The sequence below is a fragment of the Staphylococcus sp. EG-SA-10 genome, assembly GCF_017151945.1.
Classification (GTDB): Bacteria; Bacillota; Bacilli; order Staphylococcales; family Staphylococcaceae; genus Staphylococcus; species Staphylococcus aureus.
In genome coordinates, this window is sequence record NZ_JACVZJ010000023.1 from 1 (window position 1) to 23,544 (window position 23,544).

Sequence of the window (23,544 nt, forward strand, 5' to 3'; positions counted from 1 at the left end):
GGAGAAAAAAAGAAGACAACCAAGCCCAATAATGGACTGGCCGCCTAATAATAAAAACTCTAAAAGTTGTAATTTAAAATAGTTCTTTAAATTATATACCCACCACATTTGGTGGAGAACCAAAAAATACCAACAAGATTTAGAACCTTGTTGGTAATCAAAGCGATTCATTTATAATGAGTCGTTTTATTTTGTAAGATTAAACAGTTTGTACGTTAACTGCTTGGTCTCCACGTTGACCTTCAGTGATTTCGAAAGTAACTTTTTGACCTTCTTCTAAAGTTTTGTAGCCATCGCTAGCGATACCTGAGAAATGTACGAATACGTCTCCGCCATTTTCTTGTTCGATGAAACCAAAACCTTTTTCTGCGTTAAACCATTTTACTGTACCGTTATTCATATAGAAAACCTCCGTGTGCTTTTGCACTTAATATTTGTAACAAATTCATAACTAAAAAAGAGGATATTCTAAACAAATACACTACAATTTAATTCACGAGCTTTTATTACGTAAGTCCAACTATACGCTCATATTGGCATAATGTACAGTGTTTTTTGAAAATAAATTAAAAAAGATTTTTAAAAACCTTAGAAACGTTGATTTAAAGGGGTTTATAAAAATAAAAAAATTGTAGTCTTTTATGGTGTTTGCTAGTTTTCAAAGCGACATATCATTTAAAAATAACGATTTTATAAGCAATTCATAAAAAAACAAGCAGCGATAAACGCTACTTGTTGATATTAAAATCTGACTTGAAAGGTCATAGCAATGTTCTATACTGATGGAATGCGCTTATTTGCCTTTTTCTTCGCGGCGTTTTAAATAATAAGCGCCACCTAATAAACCAACTGGAATACCTATTATTGGTGTTGTAACTACGCTTAAGACAATAACAATCATTGCTAAAGCAATCACGTTATACCAAGTTACAGTCAAATTTTTCAAATCCTCATATGATTGTTTTACTAATTCTCTAAATTTCATGATTCAATCTCTCCTTTTTATAAATCAGTTAATAGTTATACTGCATTGCTTAAAATCAAAATCTCAATGAAGCATCTTTTAATCACAAGTGTTAAATGGTTTTCTTAATCAATTTGTTTGAATGTACAAAAGCGATTAAAGCAAAAACAATGTAAATGAGTGTGTATACAATGATTACTATAATAACCGGCATGAAGGATATATTACCCATCAATTTCATAAATGCTATTGCGGCGAATACTGCATGTAATATAGCAATCAATAATGGTAAACCGAAGTTGAAAGTAATTTTTAATAATAATCCCTTAAGCATATCTGTATGCGTAAAGCCTATGCGTTTTAATATTCTGAAGTTACTTAGTTCATCCTCAGTTTCATCCATTTGTTTAATATAAATAATACATCCAGCTGCTACTAAAAATGCTAATCCTAAAAATGATGTAACAAATATTAGAATACCGTTAGTAGCATCGACCTCTTTTTTCATTTCATCATACGTAATGACTTTGTCTCCAAACTGTTTTGCAATTGCTTGAGCTTTTTTCTTTTGTGATGTTTGTTTAATATCATATCCATAAAAAGTATGAACGTTATTTTGTGTTTTCAACTGCTGATACTTTTCAGGACTTACTTCGACGACAGGTGAGTTGAAGCTTAGATTTAAAGGATAAACCTTACCTTTGTCTTCTTGTGTAACACGGAAAGTTTCATTCTTAGTACCTTTTACTACTAAATCTTTGTTTAAATGGATATTAATCACGTTAGGCAGCGACTTTGTATTTGTAATGATGGCATTGTTACCAGTTAACTTTGTATTTGCACTTAAAATAGAATTCGTGCGACCTGAATCACTACCATTTTCCAAAGTAATAACCTGATCTTTAACATTATTTACAGTGATAGTTTCGTAAGCATTTTTAAAAAATGTAATATGTTGTTGGCTTAGTTTAGATTCAAATTGTTGCGCATCTTGAGAGGCGACCACGTTAAAATCATTGGGTGCCATTGATGTAAGGGTTTGATCTGTATTTGATTTAGATAATGCCGCAAAACACAATACAGTTACTGTAACTGCAGAAATAATTGCAATGATAGTTAAAGACATGGCATTTTTCTTCATTCGGTACATAATAGAAGATGTAAATACAACATCTGTAATAGATACGCGTCCATTTTTAGATTTTTTCAAAGTTTTAAAAATCAGTGACACGGAACTTCTGAAGAATAAATAGGCGCCTACAACCGTTAAAAATAAAATAATAAACGGTGATGTCATAGCCATAGTTAGTGCTTTGAACGTACCAAACATTTCTGTCGCCATATAATAGCCTAGTGCAATCATAGCAATACCTAATACGCCTGAAATAACCTCTGCAGTCGTTACTTTCGCAGTTGTAACATCAGTCTTAATTGAGTCTTTCATCATTGATAAGATACTGCGTCTTTTTAAAAATAAACTACTTTGAAATAGAATCAGTATATACGCAATAACTAGCATGAAAATAGTTAAAACAAGGGCCATAGGTTCGAAATGTATCGATAAGTTAATCGATAACGACATCAATTTAGATACAATGGAAAGCAATAATTGTGCACCTGCAATGCCACATAATACACCGACAACACCTGTGATTAAAAATACAATCATTTGTTCAAGTGCTAACATTTTCAAAATGTTTTGTCGTGTTAAACCAATCAACTGAAATAGCGCAAATTCACGTGTACGACGTTTCACGAATAAATGATTGGCATACATTAAAAAGATGACAATAATGATAAATAAAAATATTGATCCGACTAAAGCACCTTTCTTAATGATGGCCATCGAGTCGTCATTATTTACACCTTTAGTAAACTGTAAGGTTGTAAAACTGAAATATAAGACGATGCTAAAAAATAATGAAAATAAATACATTGCATAATGTTTTAAGTTTTGGCGTAAGTTTTTGAAAACGATATGGTTAAATGTCATTTGAGACACCACCTAATACTGATTGAAGATGTACAATGTCTTCATAAAAGGCCTGTTTAGAACGTCCTTCCTGATAAAGTTGTGTATGAATTTGGCCATCTTTTAGCATGATGACACGTTCTGCAAAACTTGCTGCAACCGGATCATGTGTAACCATGACAATTGTGGTATCAAACGATTTATTCATTTCTTCCAAACGTTGTAATAAGTCATTTGCACTTTTCGAGTCGAGTGCGCCTGTTGGCTCATCTGCAAATATGATTTGAGGTTTATGAACAAATGCTCTCGCTGCTGCAGTTCTTTGTTGTTGACCACCAGATAATTCGCTAGGGTATTTATTTCCCAGGTCATAAATACCTAATGCTGTCGTGATCGCTTTATAATTTTCTTCCATTGTTGCCTTCGACATTTTTTGAACAGATAAAGGTAACATAATGTTTTCTTTAACAGTTAATGTCGGCAGAATACTGTAATCTTGGAAGATGAAACCTAATGATTCTTTACGGAATTTGGCAAGTGCTTTTTGATTAAGTTTATTAAGCTCTTGTCCGTTAGCAATCACGCTACCGCTAGAAATTTGGTCAATTGAACTTAGTACATTTAATAAGGTTGTCTTACCTGATCCAGAAGGCCCCATAATCGCAACGAATTCGCCTTTTTGTATGTCAAAGTTAATATCTTTAAGTGCTTGAAATGTGTGCTTTTTACCGTATGTTTTTGAAACATGTTGCACTGATAATATCGTCATAGTATCACTCCTTTTGTATTTAATTTCATTTTAAATAATAAGTAGAACAGTAGCCTTTATCTAAACTTACAATTCAATGTTTGAATCTTACATAGTTGAAAGATATTAATATATCGTAATTTTCTCGGGTGAATTTGGATTATTGGAAAGCAGTTCAACTAATTTGAGCATCACAGTATTAGCACTGAGGAAATGTTTCTATAAGTTAAGATGAGGGAATTTAATCAATGAATAATAGTGGTGCTAATGAAAATATAAAGAAGGCGTTGTTTGAAAGGAAATGATTGTTATGGAAAAAGGAAATCAAGGAATTAAATGGTCTAGTTTGATTATGGGTGTGCTGTTATTAATGTTAGCAGTTGTTATTTTTACGTTCCCAATTGAAAACTTTTATGCAATCACATGGTTAATTGGATTATTTGTATTGATTAATGGTGTGATTCAAATTGTTTATCGTAGAAAAGCCAAAGCTTTAGTTGGCGGTAACCAAAATTGGATTCTGTTTATGGGGATTGTAGATATTCTCTTTGGTCTTATTGTCATTTTTAATGTTGGTGCTAGCTCGGCATTTTTTATCTACATGTTTGCTTTTTGGTTTATTTTTAGTTCTATTGCTGGATTATTTACGTTTTCGGGTAGTGGTAGCTTAAAACTAATTTCAGTGATTTTTAATTTATTAGGTATTGTTTTCGGTGTCATTTTATTATTTAATCCATTAATGGGTATCGTCTTTATTTCGACGATGATTGCTATTGCATTTTTATTCGTAGGTGTCATTTATGTTGTAGATGCACTTGCTTAAGTAAAATGAAGCGGTTCAAAAGAAAGGTGTGGCATGAAGTTTGTGCCATATCCTTTTTGTTGTGTTTGCGCAGAGTGTCGATAAAGAAATACTTTTTCTTTAGAAATTAGTATTTATGTGCATCAGTTTTACTCATGCATGCCTATTTTCAAGTGAGTCTGAGACATAAATCAATGTTCTATGCTCTACAAAGTTATATTGGCAGCGGGGCCCCAACACAGAGAAATTGGAACCCCAATTTCTACAAACAATGCGAGTTGGCGGGGCCCCAACACAGAAGCTGGCGGAAAGTCAGCTTACAAACAATGCAAGTTGGGGTGGTACAACGAAATGAATTTTGTGAAAATATCATTTTTGTCCCATCCCCTGACGAACATGTGTATTAAAAAGGACGTTACCTACATTAAAGTAAGTTACGTCCGTATTTTTATGATTAATTTTCGCTGTTTTCAAGTCGACTAATAGTTACATTTAGTCCAAAATATTTTTCTAAAAAATGTTTATAGTTATCTTTAGTGACAGCTAACTTTTCTGAGATGCCATCCTTTGCTTTTGTCAAAGTTAAATGATTTTCAGACATTGTAGCACGGCCAAACGATTGTGGCATTGTAATTAATAAATGCTGTACAAATATTGAATCTGGATGCGTTTGATTATATTCAATATTTTTATCAAAATCTGCAATACATTTAGCTTTAAATTCAGCTTCATATTTTGTATGCCAATTATTATTTTCGAATTTTTGAACATAGAAAATATCCTTATCCTCACTGTTGAAAATAGCGCGGAATGTACCACTGATGTCAGTAATCGGTTGTGTATGCTCTGACGAAGTAATAGGAATGGCATGTAGAGGTAAGTCTCCAAAGCCGACATCGGTTACATAAAAGACATCATTTATAGAAACAACAAGTGAAGCATGTGAACCGTTCAGACTGCGACCGCCACCGGGTGTATGAATAGTAGCTGACATTAATTCGGGATTAAATCCTTTTTGTTGTAAATAGGTTTTGAAAAATGTATTTAACTCATAACAAAAACCACCACGTTTATCACGAACAATTTTATTAAAAAGTGCATCGATATTTATAGATATCGGCTTACTATTTTGAACATCAATATTTTCAAAAGGTACAGTTAACATAAAACGAGTTGCATAATAATTTAATGCTTCAATACTCGGTCGATTATAACGAGATGAATCAATTTGTAAATAATTCTCTAACTTCGCAATATTCATAAACATAGCGCCTCCTGTATTAAAGATTATAGTTAAATTTTAAACAGAAATGCTGAAACTTTAAATTCGAAAGTATTGAATTTTGGATAAACACATTTTAAATAGAAAAATACGCTCTCAAAATGAAGTCATCTCTAAAAGAAACGATTTAAAGATGACTACTGAGAGCGTAGCATAATGGAAGAAGTGTGCAGGATGTCTAAAAATGTAACAATACAAAGGTAGTTGCAAGACAAGTTACTTTATTTAGACCATTTGTGTTCTATGCGACCAAACTTCCAAATTAAACTTGAAATAAGCCAAGTAATTAAAAATAAAGCAACTAGAATATAACCTAAATAATCAAATTCGATTGAACTAATAAATGCCCAAAATGCACCATGTAAGTCTAGTTTATCAGCAAGAATTTGTAGCAATTCAATCATCCCAATCACTAATGCAGCTATGACGGATATCGCAGTAATCGTTATATTGTAATAGATTTTGCGAATAGGATTGAAGAATGCCCAATTATAGGCATATTTCATTACAACACCATCTAAAGTATCCAACAAACTCATACCTGATGCGAATAAAATTGGTAAAGATAAGATTCCGATAAATGAAATGGCTTGTTGTGATGCGCCTGAAGAAAGAGCGAGTAACGCAATTTCACTAGCTGTATCAAAACCAAGTCCAAATAAAAAGCCAAGTGGCAATACGTGCCAACTACGCGTGATTAATTTGAAATAAGGTCCTACAAATCGAGAAACAAATCCTCTAGATTCAAGTAATGCATCGACTTCAGCTTCTTCAATGTGTTCACGACGTAATTTAGCGAACAAGTTAATTAAAGAGATTAAAATAATTAGATTCAACACACCGATAAGCACTAAAAAGAAACCTGAAACTAGTGTACCAATCGTTCCGCCAATATCTTGGAAATGTGGTAATTCATCTTTAGCCCATTTTACAGATACCCCTAAAAAAACAGCCATTAAAAATACGACAGATGAATGTCCAATTGAAAAGTAGAAACCAACACCAGATGGATCTTTGCGTTGCTGTAATAATTTGCGAACCGTATTATCTATCGCGGCAATATGATCAGCATCAAATGCATGACGTAAACCTAATGTATATGCAAGAATCCCCATACCAAATAAGATATGATGGTCTTTTCCAGCAATCCATAAAAAACTAAACCCAATAACGTGTAACAAAATGACAATAGCTATGTATGGTAACCAGCTTAAGCGCTCATTTTTAAAAACAGTCAAAATATATCCTTCTTTCATAACATGATATTTAATCATACTGTATGTTCAATGTGCACTCTAGCAATAAGTGTTCATATAACAAAAATGTTATGCAAAATTATTTGTTATATAAAAATATACATGTAACTGCAAAAGAATTTTTTGCGATATAAAATTCGATACATTAACCAACAACAATGTAAGATGTCACTTTGCTTAACTTGGCATCCTTTTTATGATTTTCAAATTCAAAAAAATGAGCAAAATGAATCTCTTTACCAGTTTTTAATATTTCAATACCATGCATGGAACCTAAGCACCCATGTGTGATGATGGATTGAATATTGAGAGAAGCAATCTCTTTATAATGATTAGATAGTTCTTGAATTAATATTTGAGGTCCGTATATGTCAAAGCGGCCAGGGACAGACCAAATAAATTCTGTTGTAACCAGTGAACGTAATAATTCAATATCTAATGCTGCTGTAGCAACTATAAAATCTATCATTTGTTGACGTTTAGGGGCATGATTGCATGACACATCTCCTGTTAATAAAAAAGGTAATGATGAATGAACTTCCGTTTTAAAATGTAGTTGGTGCTGAAATAAAGCTTGTTCCAATATTGATATAGCTTTAGGACCAACGCCATGCATCTCCATTAGAGATGACTTCGTATATTGTGATACTGCTTCTAATGTGTATATACCTTGTGAATTTAGCGCGCGTGTTGCAGGCTTTCCAATTTTAGGTAAAGTCATTTGTATCCATCCTTTATATTGTATGGTAGTCTTTCTGGCAATATACCCTGATTTGTACAGAATTATTTATAAAATTAATATTGTTTAGTGGTTGGTGAATAAATGTGGGAAATATAAACAAAATGATATCTTTATCGAAATATTATTAGTAAAATCGTTATATTAGCTTAACTAAGTGAGCGTAACATGTTAAAAATTTGGGAGAGTAAGGAGGTATGTAAGTGAATACAGAATATAAAAAAGGTATATTTTTAGCACTCAGTGCATACATTCTGTGGGGAATACTACCTATATATTGGCAGTTCGTTGATGCAATAGGCGCGTTTGAAATTTTAGCCTTTCGTATTATATTTTCAGTAATATTTATGATTTTCATACTCGCGGTTGGACAAAAACAACGCAATGCATTTCAACGAGATATGAATCAATTGTTAGGCAAGCCCATTCAGCTATTAGCGATTGTCGTAGCAGGCTATGTCATTACATTAAATTGGGGTACATTTATTTGGGCTGTAACGAACGGTCACGTACTACAAACAAGTTTAGGTTATTATATAAATCCACTTGTTAGCATTTTGCTCGCACTTATCTTTTTAAAAGAAAGATTCAATAAATTTGAATGGCTAGCCATTTTATTCGCATTCATCGGTGTATTATATATGACGCTCAAGATTGGAGAATTCCCAATCGTCTCTATTATATTAGCGTTATCCTTTGGTACATACGGATTATTGAAAAAAGTAGTACATATTGATGCCATCAGCAGTATTACGATTGAATGTATTGTTACCGCACCTGCTGGACTAATATACGTTATTTATTTATGGCAGCAACATCAGATGTCATTTGGATTGAACATGTCATCATTTTGGTTATTATTTTCTGGTGCTATTACGGCAATACCACTAATCCTATTCTCAGCCGGAGCAAAACGTATTCCACTTTCGCTAATAGGATTTATTCAATACGTTGGACCAACAATAATGTTTGTACTCGGCATATTTGTTTTCAAAGAGCCTTTTAGTATAGATCAATTAATTACGTTTATATTTATTTGGACAGGTATTGTGTTATATAGTCTTTCTCAATACATTAAATTGAAGAAACATCCGGTCGCAAAAACCCTGTAAAATGATTAAAGTGAGAAAGTTGCTAAATTGTATATGTGGTCATTTTCTATTTGTGCCATGTTAAGGTAAGACTGAGGTATGTGTGCAGTAACAGTGACAGCTGTATAAATTTAAAACATTGAATATGAAATAAATCACTTTCGTTGAATTCGCACTTAAAATGAATTTAAACGAAGGTGTTTTTTTATTTCATGATTTATGAGGGCATACGTAATGCTGATCAATGAAGCGGAATAGTATAGAAATGTATTTTATGTGATGTTGCGTAATGACTTAAATCTTTATACAAATTTTCAGTGAAGTACGCAATGATTTAAAGGATAAACGTATTTTAAAAAGGGAGTCTTGATTTAGCAAAGATTGGTTTTAAATACAAATTAAAAAGCGCCCAAATCAATGAGATCCGAGCGCTAATTTAAATATTTTAAAATATACCAATTACTTTCATCCAAAGTGATCCTAAACCAATCCAGATAATAAAGTAGACGAAACCTAATATTAAGTTCATTGTCCACCAACGTTTTTGAGTCACGTAACCTGAAGAGAATAGAATCGGCGCTGGACCACTACTATAGTGTGTTGTTGAAGCTAATAGGTTACCAAAGAAACCTAACATTAATGCACTGAATAATGGTGGTGCACCGGCTGCGATGGCAACGCCTAGTAATGCTGCATACATCGCACTGATATGTGCTGTAGAACTTGCAAATAAGTAATGTGAATAGAAGTAGAACAATATTAAAATGACCAGTACTATAGGCCAGCTTAAGCCACCAAGACTTGTAGCAATGGATTTACTTAACCAAGGAATAAATCCAAGCTTGTTCAATTGGTCGGCCATTAACACTAACACTGAGAACCATACTAATGTGTTCCAAGCACCTGTTTCGTTTAAAATGTCTTGCCATGTTAAGACGCCTGTCAATAATAACAATGCTAGCGCGATAAAGGCCGTTAAAGTTGCATCAATATGAATGAAACTTCCGACAATCCATAGTGTTAGAGCAATGACAAAAATACCAATCATAAATTTTTCAGCTAAAGCGATTTTACCCATAGTCGCTAATTCATTTTCAGCCCAACTTTTAGCATTTGGTGTTTCTTTAACAGTTGGTGGATAAATTTTATAAATGATAAAAGGTACAACAATTAAGGAAACAAGTCCAGGAACTAAAGCAGCTAAGAACCAATTCATCCATGTAATGTGAACATTAGATGTGCTAGATGCTAAATTTTGTGCAAGGGGGTTACCGGCCATTGCAGTTAAAAACATAGCAGCAGTAATTAAGTTACCTTGGAATTCTGTGAAAACAAGAAATGCACCCATTTTGCGTGATGATTCGTCTTTTGGTTTCGAACCAAATGATTCAGAAAGTGATTTGATAATTGGGAACATGATTCCACCAGCACGCGCGGTATTACTTGGTGTAGCAGGCGCTAGAATTAAATCTACACCGACGATAGAATATGCTAAGCCTAATGTCTTTTTACCAAATAATTTGACGAAATGAAGTGCGATACGTCTACCAAGACCTGTTTTCACAAATCCTCTCGAAATGAAAAATGCCATAGCAATTAACCATATACTATTATTACCAAAACCAGCGACAGCCGTTTTCATGTCAACAATGCCAACGAGTACCATGATTGTAAATCCAATTATAGAGACAGCCCCAATTGGCATCGGTTGTGTAATACAAGCAATGATTGTCGCGACGAATATTGCGAACATATACCATGCTGTTGGATTCACAGCATCCGGTTTAAAAGGTGTAAGTGCCCAAATAAGGAGACCTACAACGATAGGGAGTATAAACTTACGATATTTAACCGTGTTTTCCATGTTAAAACGTCCTTCTTTCTATGTTTTATACATATTTCAATTTAAGAATAAAGCTAACTACAAAAGATGTACAGTAATAATTAAATATAAAATTAAATTAACGAAATCATTAATATAATTATTTTTCGAGAAGCGGTGAAGAACTGGTATAGTTGGTGTTTATTAAATTTAAAAGATTTTGAAAATGAACTAATATACTAAGAAAATAATTGATACAAGTTAACTTCATGCACTTGTATTCGCTATACTGTATATATTTTGCATAATAAGATAATAATATGAATTTTTGATAAATTCCATTGAATAAGAACTAAATTAGTTTATAATTTATCATTAGTATCCTATGGATATGACATAGAGTATAAGGAGGGGTTTTTATGAACAAAAATGTGTTGAAGTTTATGGTCTTTATAATGTTATTAAATATCATCACGCCTTTATTTAATAAAAATGACGCATTGGCAGCACGAGATATTTCATCAACGAATGTTACAGATTTAACTGTATCACCGTCTAAGATAGAAGATGGTGGTAAAACGACAGTAAAAATGACATTCGACGATAAAAATGGAAAAATACAAAATGGTGACACGATTAAAGTGGCATGGCCGACAAGCGGTACAGTAAAGATTGAAGGTTATAGTAAAACAGTACCATTAACTGTTAAAGGTGAACAGGTGGGTCAAGCAGTTATTACACCAGACGGTGCAACAATTACATTCAATGATAAAGTAGAAAAATTAAGTGATGTTTCGGGATTTGCAGAATTTGAAGTACAAGGAAGAAATTTAACGCAAACAAATACTTCAGATGACAAAGTAGCTACTATAACATCTGGGAATAAATCAACGAATGTTACGGTTCATAAAAGTGAAGCGGGAACAAGTAGTGTTTTCTATTATAAAACGGGAGATATGTTGCCAGAAGATACGACACATGTACGATGGTTTTTAAATATTAACAATGAAAAAAGTTATGTATCAAAAGATATTACTATAAAGGATCAGATTCAAGGTGGACAGCAGTTAGATTTAAGCACATTAAACATTAATGTGACAGGTACACATAGCAATTATTATAGTGGACCAAATGCAATTACTGATTTTGAAAAAGCCTTTCCAGGTTCTAAGATAACTGTTGATAATACGAAGAACACAATTGATGTAACAATTCCACAAGGCTATGGGTCATATAATAGTTTTTCAATTAACTACAAAACCAAAATTACGAATGAACAGCAAAAAGAGTTTGTTAATAATTCACAAGCTTGGTATCAAGAGCATGGTAAGGAAGAAGTGAATGGGAAATCATTTAATCATACTGTGCATAATATTAATGCTAATGCCGGTATTGAAGGTACTGTAAAAGGTGAATTAAAAGTTTTAAAACAGGATAAAGATACCAAGGCTCCTATAGCTAATGTAAAATTTAAACTTTCTAAAAAAGATGGATCAGTTGTAAAGGACAATCAAAAAGAAATTGAGATTATAACAGATGCAAACGGTATTGCTAATATTAAAGCGTTGCCTAGTGGAGACTATATTTTAAAAGAAATAGAGGCGCCAGCACCGTATACATTTGATAAGGATAAAGAATATCCGTTTACTATGAAAGATACAGATAATCAGGGATATTTTACGACTATTGAAAATGCAAAAGCGATAGAAAAAACAAAAGATGTTTCTGCTCAAAAGGTTTGGGAAGGCACTCAAAAAGTGAAACCAACGATTTATTTCAAGTTGTACAAACAAGATGACAATCAAAACACAACACCAGTAGACAAAGCAGAGATTAAAAAATTAGAAGATGGAACGACAAAAGTGACATGGTCTAATCTTCCGGAAAATGACAAAAATGGCAAGACTATTAAATATTTAGTTAAAGAAGTAAATGCTCAAGGTGAAGATACAACACCAGAAGGATATACTAAAAAAGAAAATGGTTTAGTGGTTACTAATACTGAAAAACCAATCGAAACAACATCAATTAGCGGTGAAAAAGTATGGGACGACAAAGACAATCAAGATGGTAAGAGACCAGAAAAAGTCAGTGTGAATTTATTGGCTAACGGAGAGAAAGTAAAAACAGTAGATGTGACATCTGAAACAAACTGGAAGTACGAATTTAAAGACTTACCGAAGTATGATGAAGGAAATAAAATAGAATATACAGTGACCGAAGATCACGTAAAAGACTACACAACAGACATCAACGGTACGACAATAACGAACAAGTATACACCAGGAGAGACATCGGCAACAGTAACAAAAAATTGGGATGATAATAATAACCAAGACGGAAAACGACTAACTGAAATCAAAGTTGAGTTATATCAAGATGGAAAAGCAACAGGAAAAACGGCAACCTTAAATGAATCTAATAACTGGACACATACGTGGACAGGATTAGATGAAAAAGCAAAAGGTCAACAAGTAAAATATACAGTCGAGGAATTAACAAAAGTTAAAGGTTATACAACACATGTGGATAACAATGATATGGGTAACTTGATTGTGACGAATAAATATACGCCAGAAACAACATCAATTAGTGGTGAAAAAGTATGGGACGATAAAGACAATCAAGATGGTAAGAGACCAGAAAAAGTCAGTGTGAATTTATTGGCTAATGGAGAGAAAATAAAAACGTTAGATGTGACATCTGAAACAAACTGGAAGTACGAATTTAAAGACTTACCGAAGTATGATGAAGGAAAGAAAATAGAATATACAGTGACCGAAGATCACGTAAAAGACTACACAACAGACATCAACGGTACGACAATAACGAACAAGTATACACCAGGAGAGACATCGGCAACAGTAACAAAAAATTGGGATGATAATAATAACCAAGACGGAAAACGACCAACTGAAATCAAAGTTGAATTATATCAAGATGGAAAAGCAACAGGAAAAACAGCAACATTAAATGAATCTAATAACTGGACACATACGTGGACAGGATTAGATGAAAAAGCAAAAGGTCAACAAGTAAAATACACAGTCGAGGAATTAACAAAGGTTAAAGGTTATACAACACATGTGGATAACAATGATATGGGCAACTTGATTGTAACGAATAAATATACGCCAGAAACAACATCAATTAGCGGTGAAAAAGTATGGGACGACAAAGACAATCAAGATGGTAAGAGACCAGAAAAAGTCAGTGTGAATTTATTGGCTAACGGAGAGAAAGTAGAAACGGTAGATGTAACATCTGAAACAAACTGGAAGTACGAATTCAAAGACTTACCGAAGTATGATGAAGGAAAGAAAATAGAATATACAGTGACCGAAGATCACGTAAAAGACTACACAACAGACATCAACGGTACGACAATAACGAACAAGTATACACCAGGAGAGACATCGGCAACAGTAACAAAAAATTGGGATGATAATAATAACCAAGACGGAAAACGACCAACTGAAATCAAAGTTGAATTATATCAAGATGGAAAAGCAACAGGAAAAACAGCAACATTAAATGAATCTAATAACTGGACACATACGTGGACAGGATTAGATGAAAAAGCAAAAGGTCAACAAGTAAAATACACAGTCGAGGAATTAACAAAAGTTAAAGGTTATACAACACATGTGGATAACAATGATATGGGTAACTTGATTGTGACGAATAAATATACGCCAGAAAAACCTAATAAACCAATCTATCCTGAAAAACCAAAAGACAAAACACCACCAAATAAACCTGATCATTCTAATAAAGTTAGACCAACTCCCCCAGATGAGCCATCAAAAGTGGATAAGGTTGATCAACCTAAAGATAATAAAACCAAACCTGAAAATCCTCTAAAAGAATTACCAAAAACTGGTATGAAGATTATAACTTCTTGGATTACATGGGTATTTATAGGTATATTGGGATTGTATTTAATTTTAAGAAAAAGATTTAACTCATAAACCATTATAATTATTTTTATAGATATGGCTATTCCTAGTTCTATGTATAATACATGATATTAATAGGTCACTTTTAATCTGTATGTAAGCAGACTAAAAGTGGCCTTTTAAACAAATAAAAAAATCCGTTAACGTGTTGTTAACGGTTAATAAGCACATATTTATTTTAAATTTTTTAATATACGAGACATTTCTTCAATTTTACCAGCATGAAGTGGGATGTGAATGGCATTTAATACTAATAACTCTTCTAAGTTATTACAACCGACAATTGGCTGTTTCAATTCAATTGCTAAATCATCTTCAGTTAGATTTCGTGCACGTTCAGGTAATGTTTGGAGACCTTCTAAAATCGTTTCAATATTCGGTACTTCCTCCTTCCATTCATCTGGAGACGAACCATTTCCGAATAAAGGTCTATATATATTTAAATCAATATTCTCTTTACCAGCAACAGCTAAGGCTGATTCAAAAATTGTTAATACATGCCCAAATTGCCAATGAATGGTATTAGAAAAAGGCTTATGATAATCATCAAGTACCTTTTCAACTTTCCAAGTATCATACACATTTACTAAATATCCTAAACCCATATCAATGACATCAAATACTGTTTTTGTAGTCATTATTAATTCCTCCCCCATAAATAAAACATACTTCCGTAAGTATTACCCTATTAACAAATTTGTTAGTCATTTAAGGAATGTATTTTGTTGTTACTCTTATAACTATTCTGTTGTGCCTAGAGCTATACGTAAATCATCGTCATCAGAAATAGCTTCAATAGCTGCAGTCAGCCCTGTAACAATGTTTTCTAATGTCATTGATGGTGTATCGGATTTACCATCAATCTGCTCTGGTATGTATGGCACATGAATAAATCCGAATCGAAGAAGAGGGTAATGCTTATCTTGTAAATAACCTAAGTGATAAAGTACGTGATTACATACGAACGTACCTGCGCTATTTGAAAGTGCTCCAGGAAGTCCTTGGTTAATAATACTTTGAGTCATTGCTTTAACTGGTAAATTTGAAAAATAAGCTGGCGCACCGTCTAAGTGAATGGCTTGATCAATAGGTTGAAAATCATCATTATCTGGAATACGCGCATCATCAATATTTATAGCAACACGTTCTGGTGTGATGGCACTTCTCCCACCAGCTTGTCCTATCGATAACACAATATCATAGTGATTAGATGCTAATGCTTTATTTATCATAGTATCTACTTTCTTAAAAGAGGTTGGTAGTTTTAGTTTATCGATTGTATGTGTGCCAATAATATCTTCTAGTTGAGTCACAGCTTCCCAAGAAGGATTAATATCTTGATTGTCAAAAGGCGCAAACCCTGTTACTAAAATGTGCATTTTAAGACACCCCGCAGTATTAAAATTTAATTTAGTATAACATGCGCATAATTAAAAACATATCAGGTTATGTATGCGCATAAAAAACAGCCTTGAAAAACCTTTATAAATAGGATTTTCAAAGCGTATTTTGAAAGGTATTTAATTAAAACTAAGCATGTTGATGTAAATCATCAAAGTTTGTTAAACGTTGTTGCCACTCATTATCACTAATATTATTTGCTTGAACATAACGATTACGCTCATGTTTAGCACATTCATAAGAGCATGCACCTAAATATTTGGCTTCATTTTCTTCAGAAACTAATATTTGTTTATTACATTCTGGGTTAGCGCAATTAATATAACGTTCACATGGTTTGCCATCAAACCAATCCTTACCAATAATTGTTTTTTCAACTTGGTTGATATCAACACTGATACGATCATCAAATACATACATTTTACCGTCCCAATATTGACCTTTTGTTTCAGGGTCTTTACCATATGTAGCAATACCGCCGTGAAGTTGTGCTACATCTTCGAAACCTTCTTTTAAAAGCCATCCAGAAAATTTTTCACATCGAATGCCACCAGTACAGTACGTAACCACTTTTTTATCTGCAAATAACGCTTTATTCTCTTTAATCCAGTCAGGTAAATCTCTAAAGCGCGTGATATTTGGACGAATTGCACCTCGGAAATGACCTAAATCAAATTCATAATCATTACGTGCATCAATAATGACTGTGTCATCATCTTCAAGAGCTTTTCTAAATTCTACAGGTGATAAATATTGGCCAGTTGTGTGTCTTGGATCGACGTCTTCTTCTAAATCTAAAGCAACAATCTCTTTTCGAGGACGTACATGCATTTTCTTAAAAGCATGTCCTTCAGCTTCATCAATTTTAAACACCATGTCTTTGAATCGTTCATCGGCATGCATATGTGCCATATATTGTTCGGTTTCTTCTTTTGTACCAGATAATGTGCCGTTAATACCTTCTATAGAAACAAGAATTCTACCTTTTAAATGGTGTGCTTTACAAAAGGCTAAGTGATCCTGAGCAAACTGTTCAGGGTCATCAATCGTCGTATATTTATAATATAAAAGAACTTGATAGTTCATAGGTTAATCTCCTTCTAAAAACATGTTATAAGCATGTTAATTTTTAAAATAAAGCGTCAATACGCATATTTGTCTACGTCCATCATTTTAACAGAGTTGTATTGTCATTCAATATTTCTAGCTTGAAATCAGCCACTAGACCGATAAAATAGATAAATGAAAACGTTATCATTTGATTTAAATGTTCCCTTGTTTAAAATAAAAATGATAGTTAAAACGAATGAAATGAAAGGAATGATAATGATGTCACAACAAGATTTACCTACATTATTTTATAGCGGGAAGTCTAATAGTGCTGTTCCAATTATATCTGAAAGTGAATTACAAACAATTACAGCTGAACCATGGCTTGAAATTTCAAAAAAAGGATTGCAATTAGAAGGATTGAACTTTGATCGGCAAGGACAATTATTTTTATTGGATGTATTCGAAGGTAATATTTTCAAAGTCAATCCTGAAACGAAGGAAATTAAACAACCTTTTGTAAGTCATAAAGCGAATCCTGCAGCAATCAAAATACATAAAGATGGCCGATTATTCGTTTGTTATTTAGGAGATTTTAAATCTACAGGAGGCATTTTTGCAGCTACAGAAAATGGTGACAACATACAAGATATTATTGAAGATCTTTCAACAACTTATTGTATTGATGACATGGTATTTGATTCTAAAGGTGGATTTTATTTTACAGATTTTAGAGGATACTCTACCAACCCACTAGGAGGCGTTTATTATGTTGCGCCGGACTTTAGAACAGTGACGCCTATCATTCAAAATATTAGCGTAGCCAATGGTATTGCTTTAAGTACAGATGAAAAAGTACTATGGGTAACAGAAACAACAGCCAATCGATTACATCGCATTGCACTTGAAGATGATGGTGTGACGATACAACCATTTGGAGCTACCATACCGTACTATTTTACAGGTCATGAAGGACCAGACTCATGTTGTATTGATAGAGATGATAATTTATATGTGGCAATGTATGGTCAAGGCCGAGTATTAGTATTTAATAAAAGGGGTTATCCAATAGGACAAATATTGATACCAGGCCGAGATGAAGGGCATATGTTACGTTCTACGCATCCGCAATTTATACCTGGCACAAATCAACTCATCATTTGTTCCAATGATATAGAAATGGGCGGAGGATCTATGCTTTATACGGTTAATGGCTTTGCAAAAGGTCATCAAAGTTTTCAGTTTCAATAAGACCTACCTGAATGAAAGGCGTCTTAATATAAGTTTAAATCTTAGCGATTTTTAATTAGAAGTTAAAAAATGCCAACTATACCTAGGGATGATATAGTTGGCGTTTCGTATATATTAAAACAATGAGGATTGTGTAATGAGATTATTCTGAGATTGAAAATTCAGCTGATGCTTCGAATTTCACATCTTTACCTAGCATTACTCCACCAGTTTCAAGTGCTTGGTTAAAGTTAATGCCATATTTTTCTCTATTGATTGTACCAGTAACAATAATACCTGTTACTTGAGAACCATCCATAGGATTCTTACTTACTCCGTTGAATTCAACGTCGAATGTTTCTTCGTTAGTGATACCTTTAATTGTTAAATCACCAACAACTTTGTTTTCAGTAACTGATTTTGTTTCAAATGTGATTTTATCAAATTCATCAGTACCAAAGAAATCACCAGATTTTAAGTGGTTATCACGTGTTTCGTTTTTAGTGTTAATGGAGCTTGGAATAATTGTTGCAGTAGCTTTCAAAGTACTGAAGTCATTAATATCTCCTTCAACAGCTACATCAAATTGATCAAATGAACCTTTCACTTTAGAAACCATTAAATGTTTAATTTGGAATTCTAAACTACTGTGTGCACCATCAAAAGTAAAGTTAGTCATAATATAAAACCTCCATATTTTTATCTCTTAGATATATTTTTTATACTTGATATACATACAATACCACCTACAAAATAAAGATGCAAGCATTTTATTTCGAATTCGAATATTTTTCTGTGATGTATTTAAAGAATGACCTATAAAACACCACACTATTGTTATACCCTAGTCAATTAATTCAAACATAAAGAAGTGTAACCAACGTTCAATAAATTTAGCAGAAAGGCTTAATTTAAAGCGAGACGATACAACGGACGACATTATCAGTCAAGGAGATATTGTGTTTTATAAATAAAATACTATGACATTATCTAAAAAATAAAATTAAAATTCCAACAGTTTCTTAAAAAGTTATGAGCCACATAATAAAAATGTTATAATTATGCATAATAAAACATAGGGAGAATGTTTAATGCATAAAAAATATTTATTGCTATTTTTTCTGTTATTATCAGTTGCATTGTTATATAGCTGTTCCAAGCAAAATGAGAAAGCTCAAAATAAATCTGTTAATCCAAATGAGTATGCAAAGCATAAATCGAAAATGGATGAACATTGGGAAACATATCACGGCCAAGTTTATCATGTGTTTTATCATCCATTAATTACAGACCCAAAAGTTGCGTTTACAGGAGATACACACCAAGCTAAGGGCAACAATGATTGGATGATTACTGTAAGTGAATTTAAAAAATCATTGAACGAATTATATAAAAATAATTACATCATCGTTAATCCACATGATGTATACGACTTATCATCTCATCATGTAAAAGCCAAAAAAATAAAATTGCCGAAAGGTAAAAAGCCACTAATCATCTCAATTGATGATATGAATTACTATAGTTACATGAGGCACCATGGTTATGCTGACCGCTTAGTACTTGATAAAAATAAGCATGTTGTATCTGAAACGACAGACTCAAAAGGCCATGCTACTTATTCTGATGACAATGATATCGTGCCAATTTTAAATAAATTTGTAAAAGAGCATCCAGATTTTTCTTTAAATGGTGAAAAAGGTGTTGTTGCTTTAACCGGTTATGAGGGCGTATTAGGTTATCACACGAATGAATTAACGAGTAAAGATTATACAAAGAATAAAAAGGCAGCTGAGGAAGTTGTTCGCGCAATGAAACGGGATGGATGGTCATTTGCGAGTCATTCATATGGTCACATTAATTTTGAAAAAACATCTTTAGAAGGTATTAAACGTGATACTAAAAGATGGAAAGATGAAGTTGAACCAATTGTAGGTAAAACAGATATGTTTGTATTTCCACATGGCGCACAGGATAGACATACACAAGCGTATGATTATTTGGTAGATGAAGCAGAGTTTAAGTTTATTGCAGGTGTCGGTCCAAACAATTTTACAGATATATCAGCAACGAACGTTTACCAAGATAGGGTTGCGATTGATGGTCTAAACTTATTTGAATTTAAATATAAACTCAAACCATTTTTTAATCCTGAAAATGTATATAGTAAAAAAGATAGACAATTCTTTAAAGGTAATCGGGATTATGAAGAATAGTTAAATTTAATAAAAAGATAGAAAGAAAATAACTTTACATAATAAGGCAAGGACAATATGTGCAAGAAGTACAACTTCAATATAAAAATCTTGGTTAAGCATTTTTATAGGCACAAATGTCTTGCCTTTTTTATTTTAAAAAATTTAAAACCAATACACCGAATTTTCTGAAAAAGGTTGTAATGTATTGCTAAAAATGATAAGTTATTAAGCATATTACACTTTAGCATGGTAGAGAAGTAAAGCGAACGACAAAAATACCAAGTGATTTTAAATACAGTATTGAAAGTAAAGGGTGGTCGAGTGAATAATTCAGAACAATTAATTGCGTTAAAAGAATCGGAAACAGCATTTTTAAAATATTTTAATAAAGCGGATTATGAGTTAGTTGATTTTAGTGTGGTTGAAAAGTTGGACTGGAAACAATTGAACCATGAGGATTTGCAGCAGATGGGTGAGCGAAATTTTTGGCAACATGAGCATCAAATTTATGCACTTCGAAATGATTTTACAGATCAATTATTGCGTTATTACTCAATGTATCCAACTGCAGCAACAAAAGTGGCATACACAGGTTTAATCATTCGGAATAATGAAGCGGCTGTACAAGTTGGTTTGGAAAACTATGCACCATCATTAGCGAATGTTCAACAGAGCTTAAAGCTATTTATTCAGTTTATTCAACAGCAGTTGAGAGACAAAGTGCATTTTGTTGTATTGGGACATTATCAATTGCTTGATGCCTTACTCGATAAATCGTTACAAACACCAGACATACTATCAATGATTGAGGAACGTAATTTATCGGGATTGGTTACATATTTGTCTACTGAACATCCAATCGTGCAAATCTTGAAAGAGAATACGCAACAACAATTAAATGTATTGGAGCACTATATTCCAAATGACCATCCAGCACTCGTTGAATTAAAAATATGGGAACGTTGGTTACATACACAAGGTTACAATGACATCCATTTAGATATTACTGCACAGCCACCTAGATCCTATTACACAGGTTTATTTATTCAATGTCATTTTGCTGAAAATGAATCTCGAGTTTTAACAGGTGGTTATTACAAAGGAAGCATCGAAGGGTTTGGATTAGGATTAACACTTTAAGTAAGGGAGTATGCACAATGTTAAGAATCGCCATAGCAAAAGGGCGTCTAATGGATAGTTTAATTAACTATTTAGATGCAATTGAATTTACGACATTATCAGAAACATTAAAAAATAGAGAACGCCAATTATTATTAAGTGTAGATAATATAGAATGCATTTTAGTAAAAGGGAGTGACGTGCCAATCTATGTGGAACAAGGAATTGCAGATATTGGTATCGTTGGTAGCGACATTTTAGATGAGCGTCATTACAATGTTAATAATTTGTTGGATATGCCTTTTGGAGCATGTCATTTTGCGGTCGCAGCGAAACCCGAAACGACAAAATATCATAAAATCGCAACGAGTTATGTCCATACTGCCGAAGCATATTTTAAATCAAAAGGCATTGATGTCGAATTGATTAAATTGAGTGGTTCTGTTGAATTAGCTTGTGTCGTCGATATGGTAGACGGAATTGTCGACATCGTTCAAACAGGTACTACTCTAGAAGCGAACGGACTGGTTGAAAAGCAACATATTAGTGATATCAATGCAAGATTAATAACTAATAAAGCAGCTTATTTTAAAAAATCACAATTAATAGAGCAATTTATTCGCTCTTTGGAGGTGTCTATTGCCAATGCTTAATGCACAACAATTTTTAAATCAATTTTCATTAGAAGCACCATTAGATGAGTCATTGTATCCAATTATTCGCGATATTTGTCAGGAAGTTAAAGTTCATGGAGATAAGGCTTTGAAAATGTATAATCTAACATTCGATCATACGAAAACAGATCATTTAGAAATTAGTCATGAACAAATTAAAGCAGCATTTGACACATTAGATGAAAAAACAAAACAAGCATTACAACAAAGTTATGAAAGAATTAAAGCATATCAAGAAAGTATTAAGCAGACGAATCAACAGTTAGAAAAATCAGTGGAGTGTTATGAAATATACCATCCACTAGAAAGTGTGGGTATTTATGTGCCTGGTGGCAAAGCAAGTTATCCATCAACGGTTCTAATGACAGCGACTTTAGCACAAGTAGCGGGTGTAGAAAATATTGTTGTTGTGACACCACCTCAACCTAACGGAGTATCCCAAGAGGTATTAGCTGCATGTTATATTACGCAAGTTAATCAAGTGTTTCAAGTTGGTGGTGCTCAAAGTATTGCTGCATTGACTTATGGAACAGAAACAATACCTAAAGTTGATAAGATTGTAGGTCCAGGAAACCAATTTGTTGCATATGCCAAAAAATATTTATTTGGACAGGTAGGTATTGATCAAATTGCAGGACCAACAGAAATAGCACTGATTATTGATGACACCGCAGATTTAGATGCCATCGTATATGATGTATTTGCGCAAGCAGAACATGATGAATTAGCACGTACATATGTCATTAGTGAAGATGCGCAAGTCCTTAAAGATTTAGAATCACGTATTGCTAAAGCATTGCCTAATGTGGACAGATACGACATTGTTTCTAAAAGTATCGCTAATCAACACTACCTTATCCATGCTAGTAATTTTGATGAAGCATGCTATGTCATGAATACAATCGCACCTGAACATGCGTCGATTCAAACAGTAAATCCTCAACCATATATTGAAAAAGTGAAATATGTGGGCGCATTGTTTATTGGACATTATTCGCCAGAGGTCATAGGAGATTACGTTGCAGGACCTAGTCATGTATTACCTACAAATAGAACAGCTAGATTTACTAATGGGTTATCGGTCAATGATTTCTTAACACGGAACACGGTCATCCATTTATCAAAAGATACATTTGATCAAATTGCTGATTCAGCACAACATATTGCTCATGTTGAAGCATTATACAATCACCAACAGTCCATTTTAATACGTCAGTCTTAGGGGAGTGTAATTGAA

The 23,544-nt window shown here is 33.1% G+C and carries 20 protein-coding genes and 1 pseudogene; 9 read left to right on the forward strand and 12 right to left on the reverse strand.

What is annotated here, in order from left to right; genetic code table 11:
- Positions 1 to 199: 199 nt before the first annotated feature.
- From IDG45_RS11695 to vraD, 4 genes are all read right to left on the reverse strand, one after another.
- Positions 200 to 400 carry a cold-shock protein gene (locus tag IDG45_RS11695; protein ID WP_001059079.1) on the reverse strand — a complete coding sequence of 67 codons (201 nt, stop codon included), beginning with the start codon at positions 398 to 400 and terminating at the stop codon, positions 200 to 202.
- Between the two features lie 393 nt (positions 401 to 793).
- The gene (gene vraH, locus IDG45_RS11700; RefSeq protein WP_000672036.1) at positions 794 to 985 is read right to left on the reverse strand and encodes a peptide resistance ABC transporter activity modulator VraH; all 192 of its coding nucleotides are present in this window, start codon (positions 983 to 985) and stop codon (positions 794 to 796) included.
- Between the two features lie 91 nt (positions 986 to 1,076).
- The gene (gene vraE / locus IDG45_RS11705; protein ID WP_000143657.1) at positions 1,077 to 2,957 is read right to left on the reverse strand and encodes a peptide resistance ABC transporter permease subunit VraE; all 1,881 of its coding nucleotides are present in this window, start codon (positions 2,955 to 2,957) and stop codon (positions 1,077 to 1,079) included.
- A complete protein-coding gene (gene vraD / locus IDG45_RS11710; RefSeq protein WP_000154162.1) occupies positions 2,947 to 3,705 on the reverse strand; it encodes a peptide resistance ABC transporter ATP-binding subunit VraD in 759 nt (252 codons plus the stop codon). The genes vraE and vraD overlap by 11 nt, the downstream gene beginning before the upstream one ends.
- A gap of 289 nt (positions 3,706 to 3,994) precedes the next feature.
- Between vraD and IDG45_RS11715 the strand changes: the two genes are divergently transcribed.
- The gene (locus IDG45_RS11715; RefSeq protein WP_000410769.1) at positions 3,995 to 4,507 is read left to right on the forward strand and encodes an HdeD family acid-resistance protein; all 513 of its coding nucleotides are present in this window, start codon (positions 3,995 to 3,997) and stop codon (positions 4,505 to 4,507) included.
- Between the two features lie 433 nt (positions 4,508 to 4,940).
- On the opposite strand, the gene IDG45_RS11720 is transcribed toward IDG45_RS11715, so the two are convergent.
- From IDG45_RS11720 to IDG45_RS11730, 3 genes are all read right to left on the reverse strand, one after another.
- On the reverse strand, positions 4,941 to 5,747 hold the full coding sequence (locus tag IDG45_RS11720) for an arylamine N-acetyltransferase family protein (RefSeq protein WP_001017429.1): 807 nt from the start codon (positions 5,745 to 5,747) through the stop codon (positions 4,941 to 4,943).
- Positions 5,748 to 5,989: 242 nt separating this feature from the next.
- Entirely contained in the window at positions 5,990 to 7,006 is a 1,017-nt protein-coding gene (locus IDG45_RS11725; protein WP_000215635.1) for a HoxN/HupN/NixA family nickel/cobalt transporter, read from the reverse strand.
- 163 nt (positions 7,007 to 7,169) lie between these two features.
- A complete protein-coding gene (locus IDG45_RS11730) occupies positions 7,170 to 7,745 on the reverse strand; it encodes a helix-hairpin-helix domain-containing protein (protein WP_000174568.1) in 576 nt (191 codons plus the stop codon).
- Positions 7,746 to 7,966: 221 nt separating this feature from the next.
- Between IDG45_RS11730 and rarD the strand changes: the two genes are divergently transcribed.
- On the forward strand, positions 7,967 to 8,875 hold the full coding sequence (gene rarD / locus IDG45_RS11735) for an EamA family transporter RarD (protein ID WP_001091177.1): 909 nt from the start codon (positions 7,967 to 7,969) through the stop codon (positions 8,873 to 8,875).
- Positions 8,876 to 9,299: 424 nt separating this feature from the next.
- Here the strand turns inward: rarD and IDG45_RS11740 are convergent, their stop codons facing one another.
- On the reverse strand, positions 9,300 to 10,718 hold the full coding sequence (locus IDG45_RS11740; protein ID WP_000432363.1) for an anion permease: 1,419 nt from the start codon (positions 10,716 to 10,718) through the stop codon (positions 9,300 to 9,302).
- A 377-nt stretch (positions 10,719 to 11,095) separates the two neighbouring features.
- Here IDG45_RS11740 and cna point away from each other — a divergent pair, with 377 nt between their 5' ends.
- A complete protein-coding gene (gene cna / locus IDG45_RS11745; protein ID WP_047213045.1) occupies positions 11,096 to 14,647 on the forward strand; it encodes a collagen adhesin Cna in 3,552 nt (1,183 codons plus the stop codon).
- Positions 14,648 to 14,808: 161 nt separating this feature from the next.
- On the opposite strand, the gene bstA is transcribed toward cna, so the two are convergent.
- From bstA to trhO, 3 genes are all read right to left on the reverse strand, one after another.
- Positions 14,809 to 15,273 (reverse strand): bacillithiol transferase BstA, encoded by a 465-nt coding sequence (bstA, locus tag IDG45_RS11750; RefSeq protein WP_000208926.1) that lies wholly within the window; start codon positions 15,271 to 15,273, stop codon positions 14,809 to 14,811.
- A gap of 102 nt (positions 15,274 to 15,375) precedes the next feature.
- Positions 15,376 to 16,014: a pyroglutamyl-peptidase I gene (gene pcp / locus IDG45_RS11755; RefSeq protein WP_000547817.1), complete on the reverse strand. Its 639-nt coding sequence runs from the start codon at positions 16,012 to 16,014 to the stop codon at positions 15,376 to 15,378.
- Between the two features lie 151 nt (positions 16,015 to 16,165).
- Positions 16,166 to 17,122, reverse strand: a complete 957-nt coding sequence (gene trhO, locus IDG45_RS11760) for an oxygen-dependent tRNA uridine(34) hydroxylase TrhO (RefSeq protein WP_001109278.1) — start codon at positions 17,120 to 17,122, stop codon at positions 16,166 to 16,168.
- A gap of 243 nt (positions 17,123 to 17,365) precedes the next feature.
- On the opposite strand from trhO, the gene IDG45_RS11765 reads away from it, so the two are divergent.
- Positions 17,366 to 18,337, forward strand: coding sequence for an SMP-30/gluconolactonase/LRE family protein (locus IDG45_RS11765; protein WP_000082566.1), 972 nt, complete (start codon positions 17,366 to 17,368; stop codon positions 18,335 to 18,337).
- A 142-nt stretch (positions 18,338 to 18,479) separates the two neighbouring features.
- Here the strand turns inward: IDG45_RS11765 and IDG45_RS11770 are convergent, their stop codons facing one another.
- The gene (locus IDG45_RS11770) at positions 18,480 to 18,995 is read right to left on the reverse strand and encodes a YceI family protein (RefSeq protein WP_000181132.1); all 516 of its coding nucleotides are present in this window, start codon (positions 18,993 to 18,995) and stop codon (positions 18,480 to 18,482) included.
- Between the two features lie 190 nt (positions 18,996 to 19,185).
- On the opposite strand from IDG45_RS11770, the pseudogene IDG45_RS13940 reads away from it, so the two are divergent.
- The 5 genes and pseudogenes from IDG45_RS13940 to hisD form a co-directional block, all read left to right on the forward strand.
- Positions 19,186 to 19,290, forward strand: a pseudogene (locus tag IDG45_RS13940) (GNAT family N-acetyltransferase); the annotation flags it as partial.
- Positions 19,291 to 19,407: 117 nt separating this feature from the next.
- Positions 19,408 to 20,532 (forward strand): polysaccharide deacetylase family protein, encoded by a 1,125-nt coding sequence (locus IDG45_RS11775; protein ID WP_000549226.1) that lies wholly within the window; start codon positions 19,408 to 19,410, stop codon positions 20,530 to 20,532.
- 303 nt (positions 20,533 to 20,835) lie between these two features.
- Positions 20,836 to 21,654 carry an ATP phosphoribosyltransferase regulatory subunit gene (locus tag IDG45_RS11780; RefSeq protein ID WP_001065585.1) on the forward strand — a complete coding sequence of 273 codons (819 nt, stop codon included), beginning with the start codon at positions 20,836 to 20,838 and terminating at the stop codon, positions 21,652 to 21,654.
- Between the two features lie 17 nt (positions 21,655 to 21,671).
- Positions 21,672 to 22,286 (forward strand): ATP phosphoribosyltransferase, encoded by a 615-nt coding sequence (hisG, locus tag IDG45_RS11785; RefSeq protein WP_000944131.1) that lies wholly within the window; start codon positions 21,672 to 21,674, stop codon positions 22,284 to 22,286.
- The gene (gene hisD / locus IDG45_RS11790; RefSeq protein WP_000930656.1) at positions 22,279 to 23,529 is read left to right on the forward strand and encodes a histidinol dehydrogenase; all 1,251 of its coding nucleotides are present in this window, start codon (positions 22,279 to 22,281) and stop codon (positions 23,527 to 23,529) included. Before hisG ends, hisD begins: the two co-directional genes overlap by 8 nt.
- Positions 23,530 to 23,544 lie beyond the last annotated feature (15 nt).

What these genes read in the sequence shown, in the direction of transcription:
- IDG45_RS11695 (WP_001059079.1), bottom strand. Translation starts at nt 400, where the DNA reads ATGAATAACGGTACAGTAAAATGGTTTAACGCAGAAAAAGGTTTTGGT.
- vraH (WP_000672036.1), bottom strand. Translation starts at nt 985, where the DNA reads ATGAAATTTAGAGAATTAGTAAAACAATCATATGAGGATTTGAAAAAT.
- vraE (WP_000143657.1), bottom strand. Translation starts at nt 2,957, where the DNA reads ATGACATTTAACCATATCGTTTTCAAAAACTTACGCCAAAACTTAAAA.
- vraD (WP_000154162.1), bottom strand. Translation starts at nt 3,705, where the DNA reads ATGACGATATTATCAGTGCAACATGTTTCAAAAACATACGGTAAAAAG.
- IDG45_RS11715 (WP_000410769.1), top strand. Translation starts at nt 3,995, where the DNA reads ATGGAAAAAGGAAATCAAGGAATTAAATGGTCTAGTTTGATTATGGGT.
- IDG45_RS11720 (WP_001017429.1), bottom strand. Translation starts at nt 5,747, where the DNA reads ATGAATATTGCGAAGTTAGAGAATTATTTACAAATTGATTCATCTCGT.
- IDG45_RS11730 (WP_000174568.1), bottom strand. Translation starts at nt 7,745, where the DNA reads ATGACTTTACCTAAAATTGGAAAGCCTGCAACACGCGCGCTAAATTCA.
- IDG45_RS11740 (WP_000432363.1), bottom strand. Translation starts at nt 10,718, where the DNA reads ATGGAAAACACGGTTAAATATCGTAAGTTTATACTCCCTATCGTTGTA.
- cna (WP_047213045.1), top strand. Translation starts at nt 11,096, where the DNA reads ATGAACAAAAATGTGTTGAAGTTTATGGTCTTTATAATGTTATTAAAT.
- bstA (WP_000208926.1), bottom strand. Translation starts at nt 15,273, where the DNA reads ATGACTACAAAAACAGTATTTGATGTCATTGATATGGGTTTAGGATAT.
- pcp (WP_000547817.1), bottom strand. Translation starts at nt 16,014, where the DNA reads ATGCACATTTTAGTAACAGGGTTTGCGCCTTTTGACAATCAAGATATT.
- trhO (WP_001109278.1), bottom strand. Translation starts at nt 17,122, where the DNA reads ATGAACTATCAAGTTCTTTTATATTATAAATATACGACGATTGATGAC.
- IDG45_RS11765 (WP_000082566.1), top strand. Translation starts at nt 17,366, where the DNA reads ATGTCACAACAAGATTTACCTACATTATTTTATAGCGGGAAGTCTAAT.
- IDG45_RS11770 (WP_000181132.1), bottom strand. Translation starts at nt 18,995, where the DNA reads ATGACTAACTTTACTTTTGATGGTGCACACAGTAGTTTAGAATTCCAA.
- IDG45_RS11775 (WP_000549226.1), top strand. Translation starts at nt 19,408, where the DNA reads ATGCATAAAAAATATTTATTGCTATTTTTTCTGTTATTATCAGTTGCA.
- hisG (WP_000944131.1), top strand. Translation starts at nt 21,672, where the DNA reads ATGTTAAGAATCGCCATAGCAAAAGGGCGTCTAATGGATAGTTTAATT.
- hisD (WP_000930656.1), top strand. Translation starts at nt 22,279, where the DNA reads ATGCTTAATGCACAACAATTTTTAAATCAATTTTCATTAGAAGCACCA.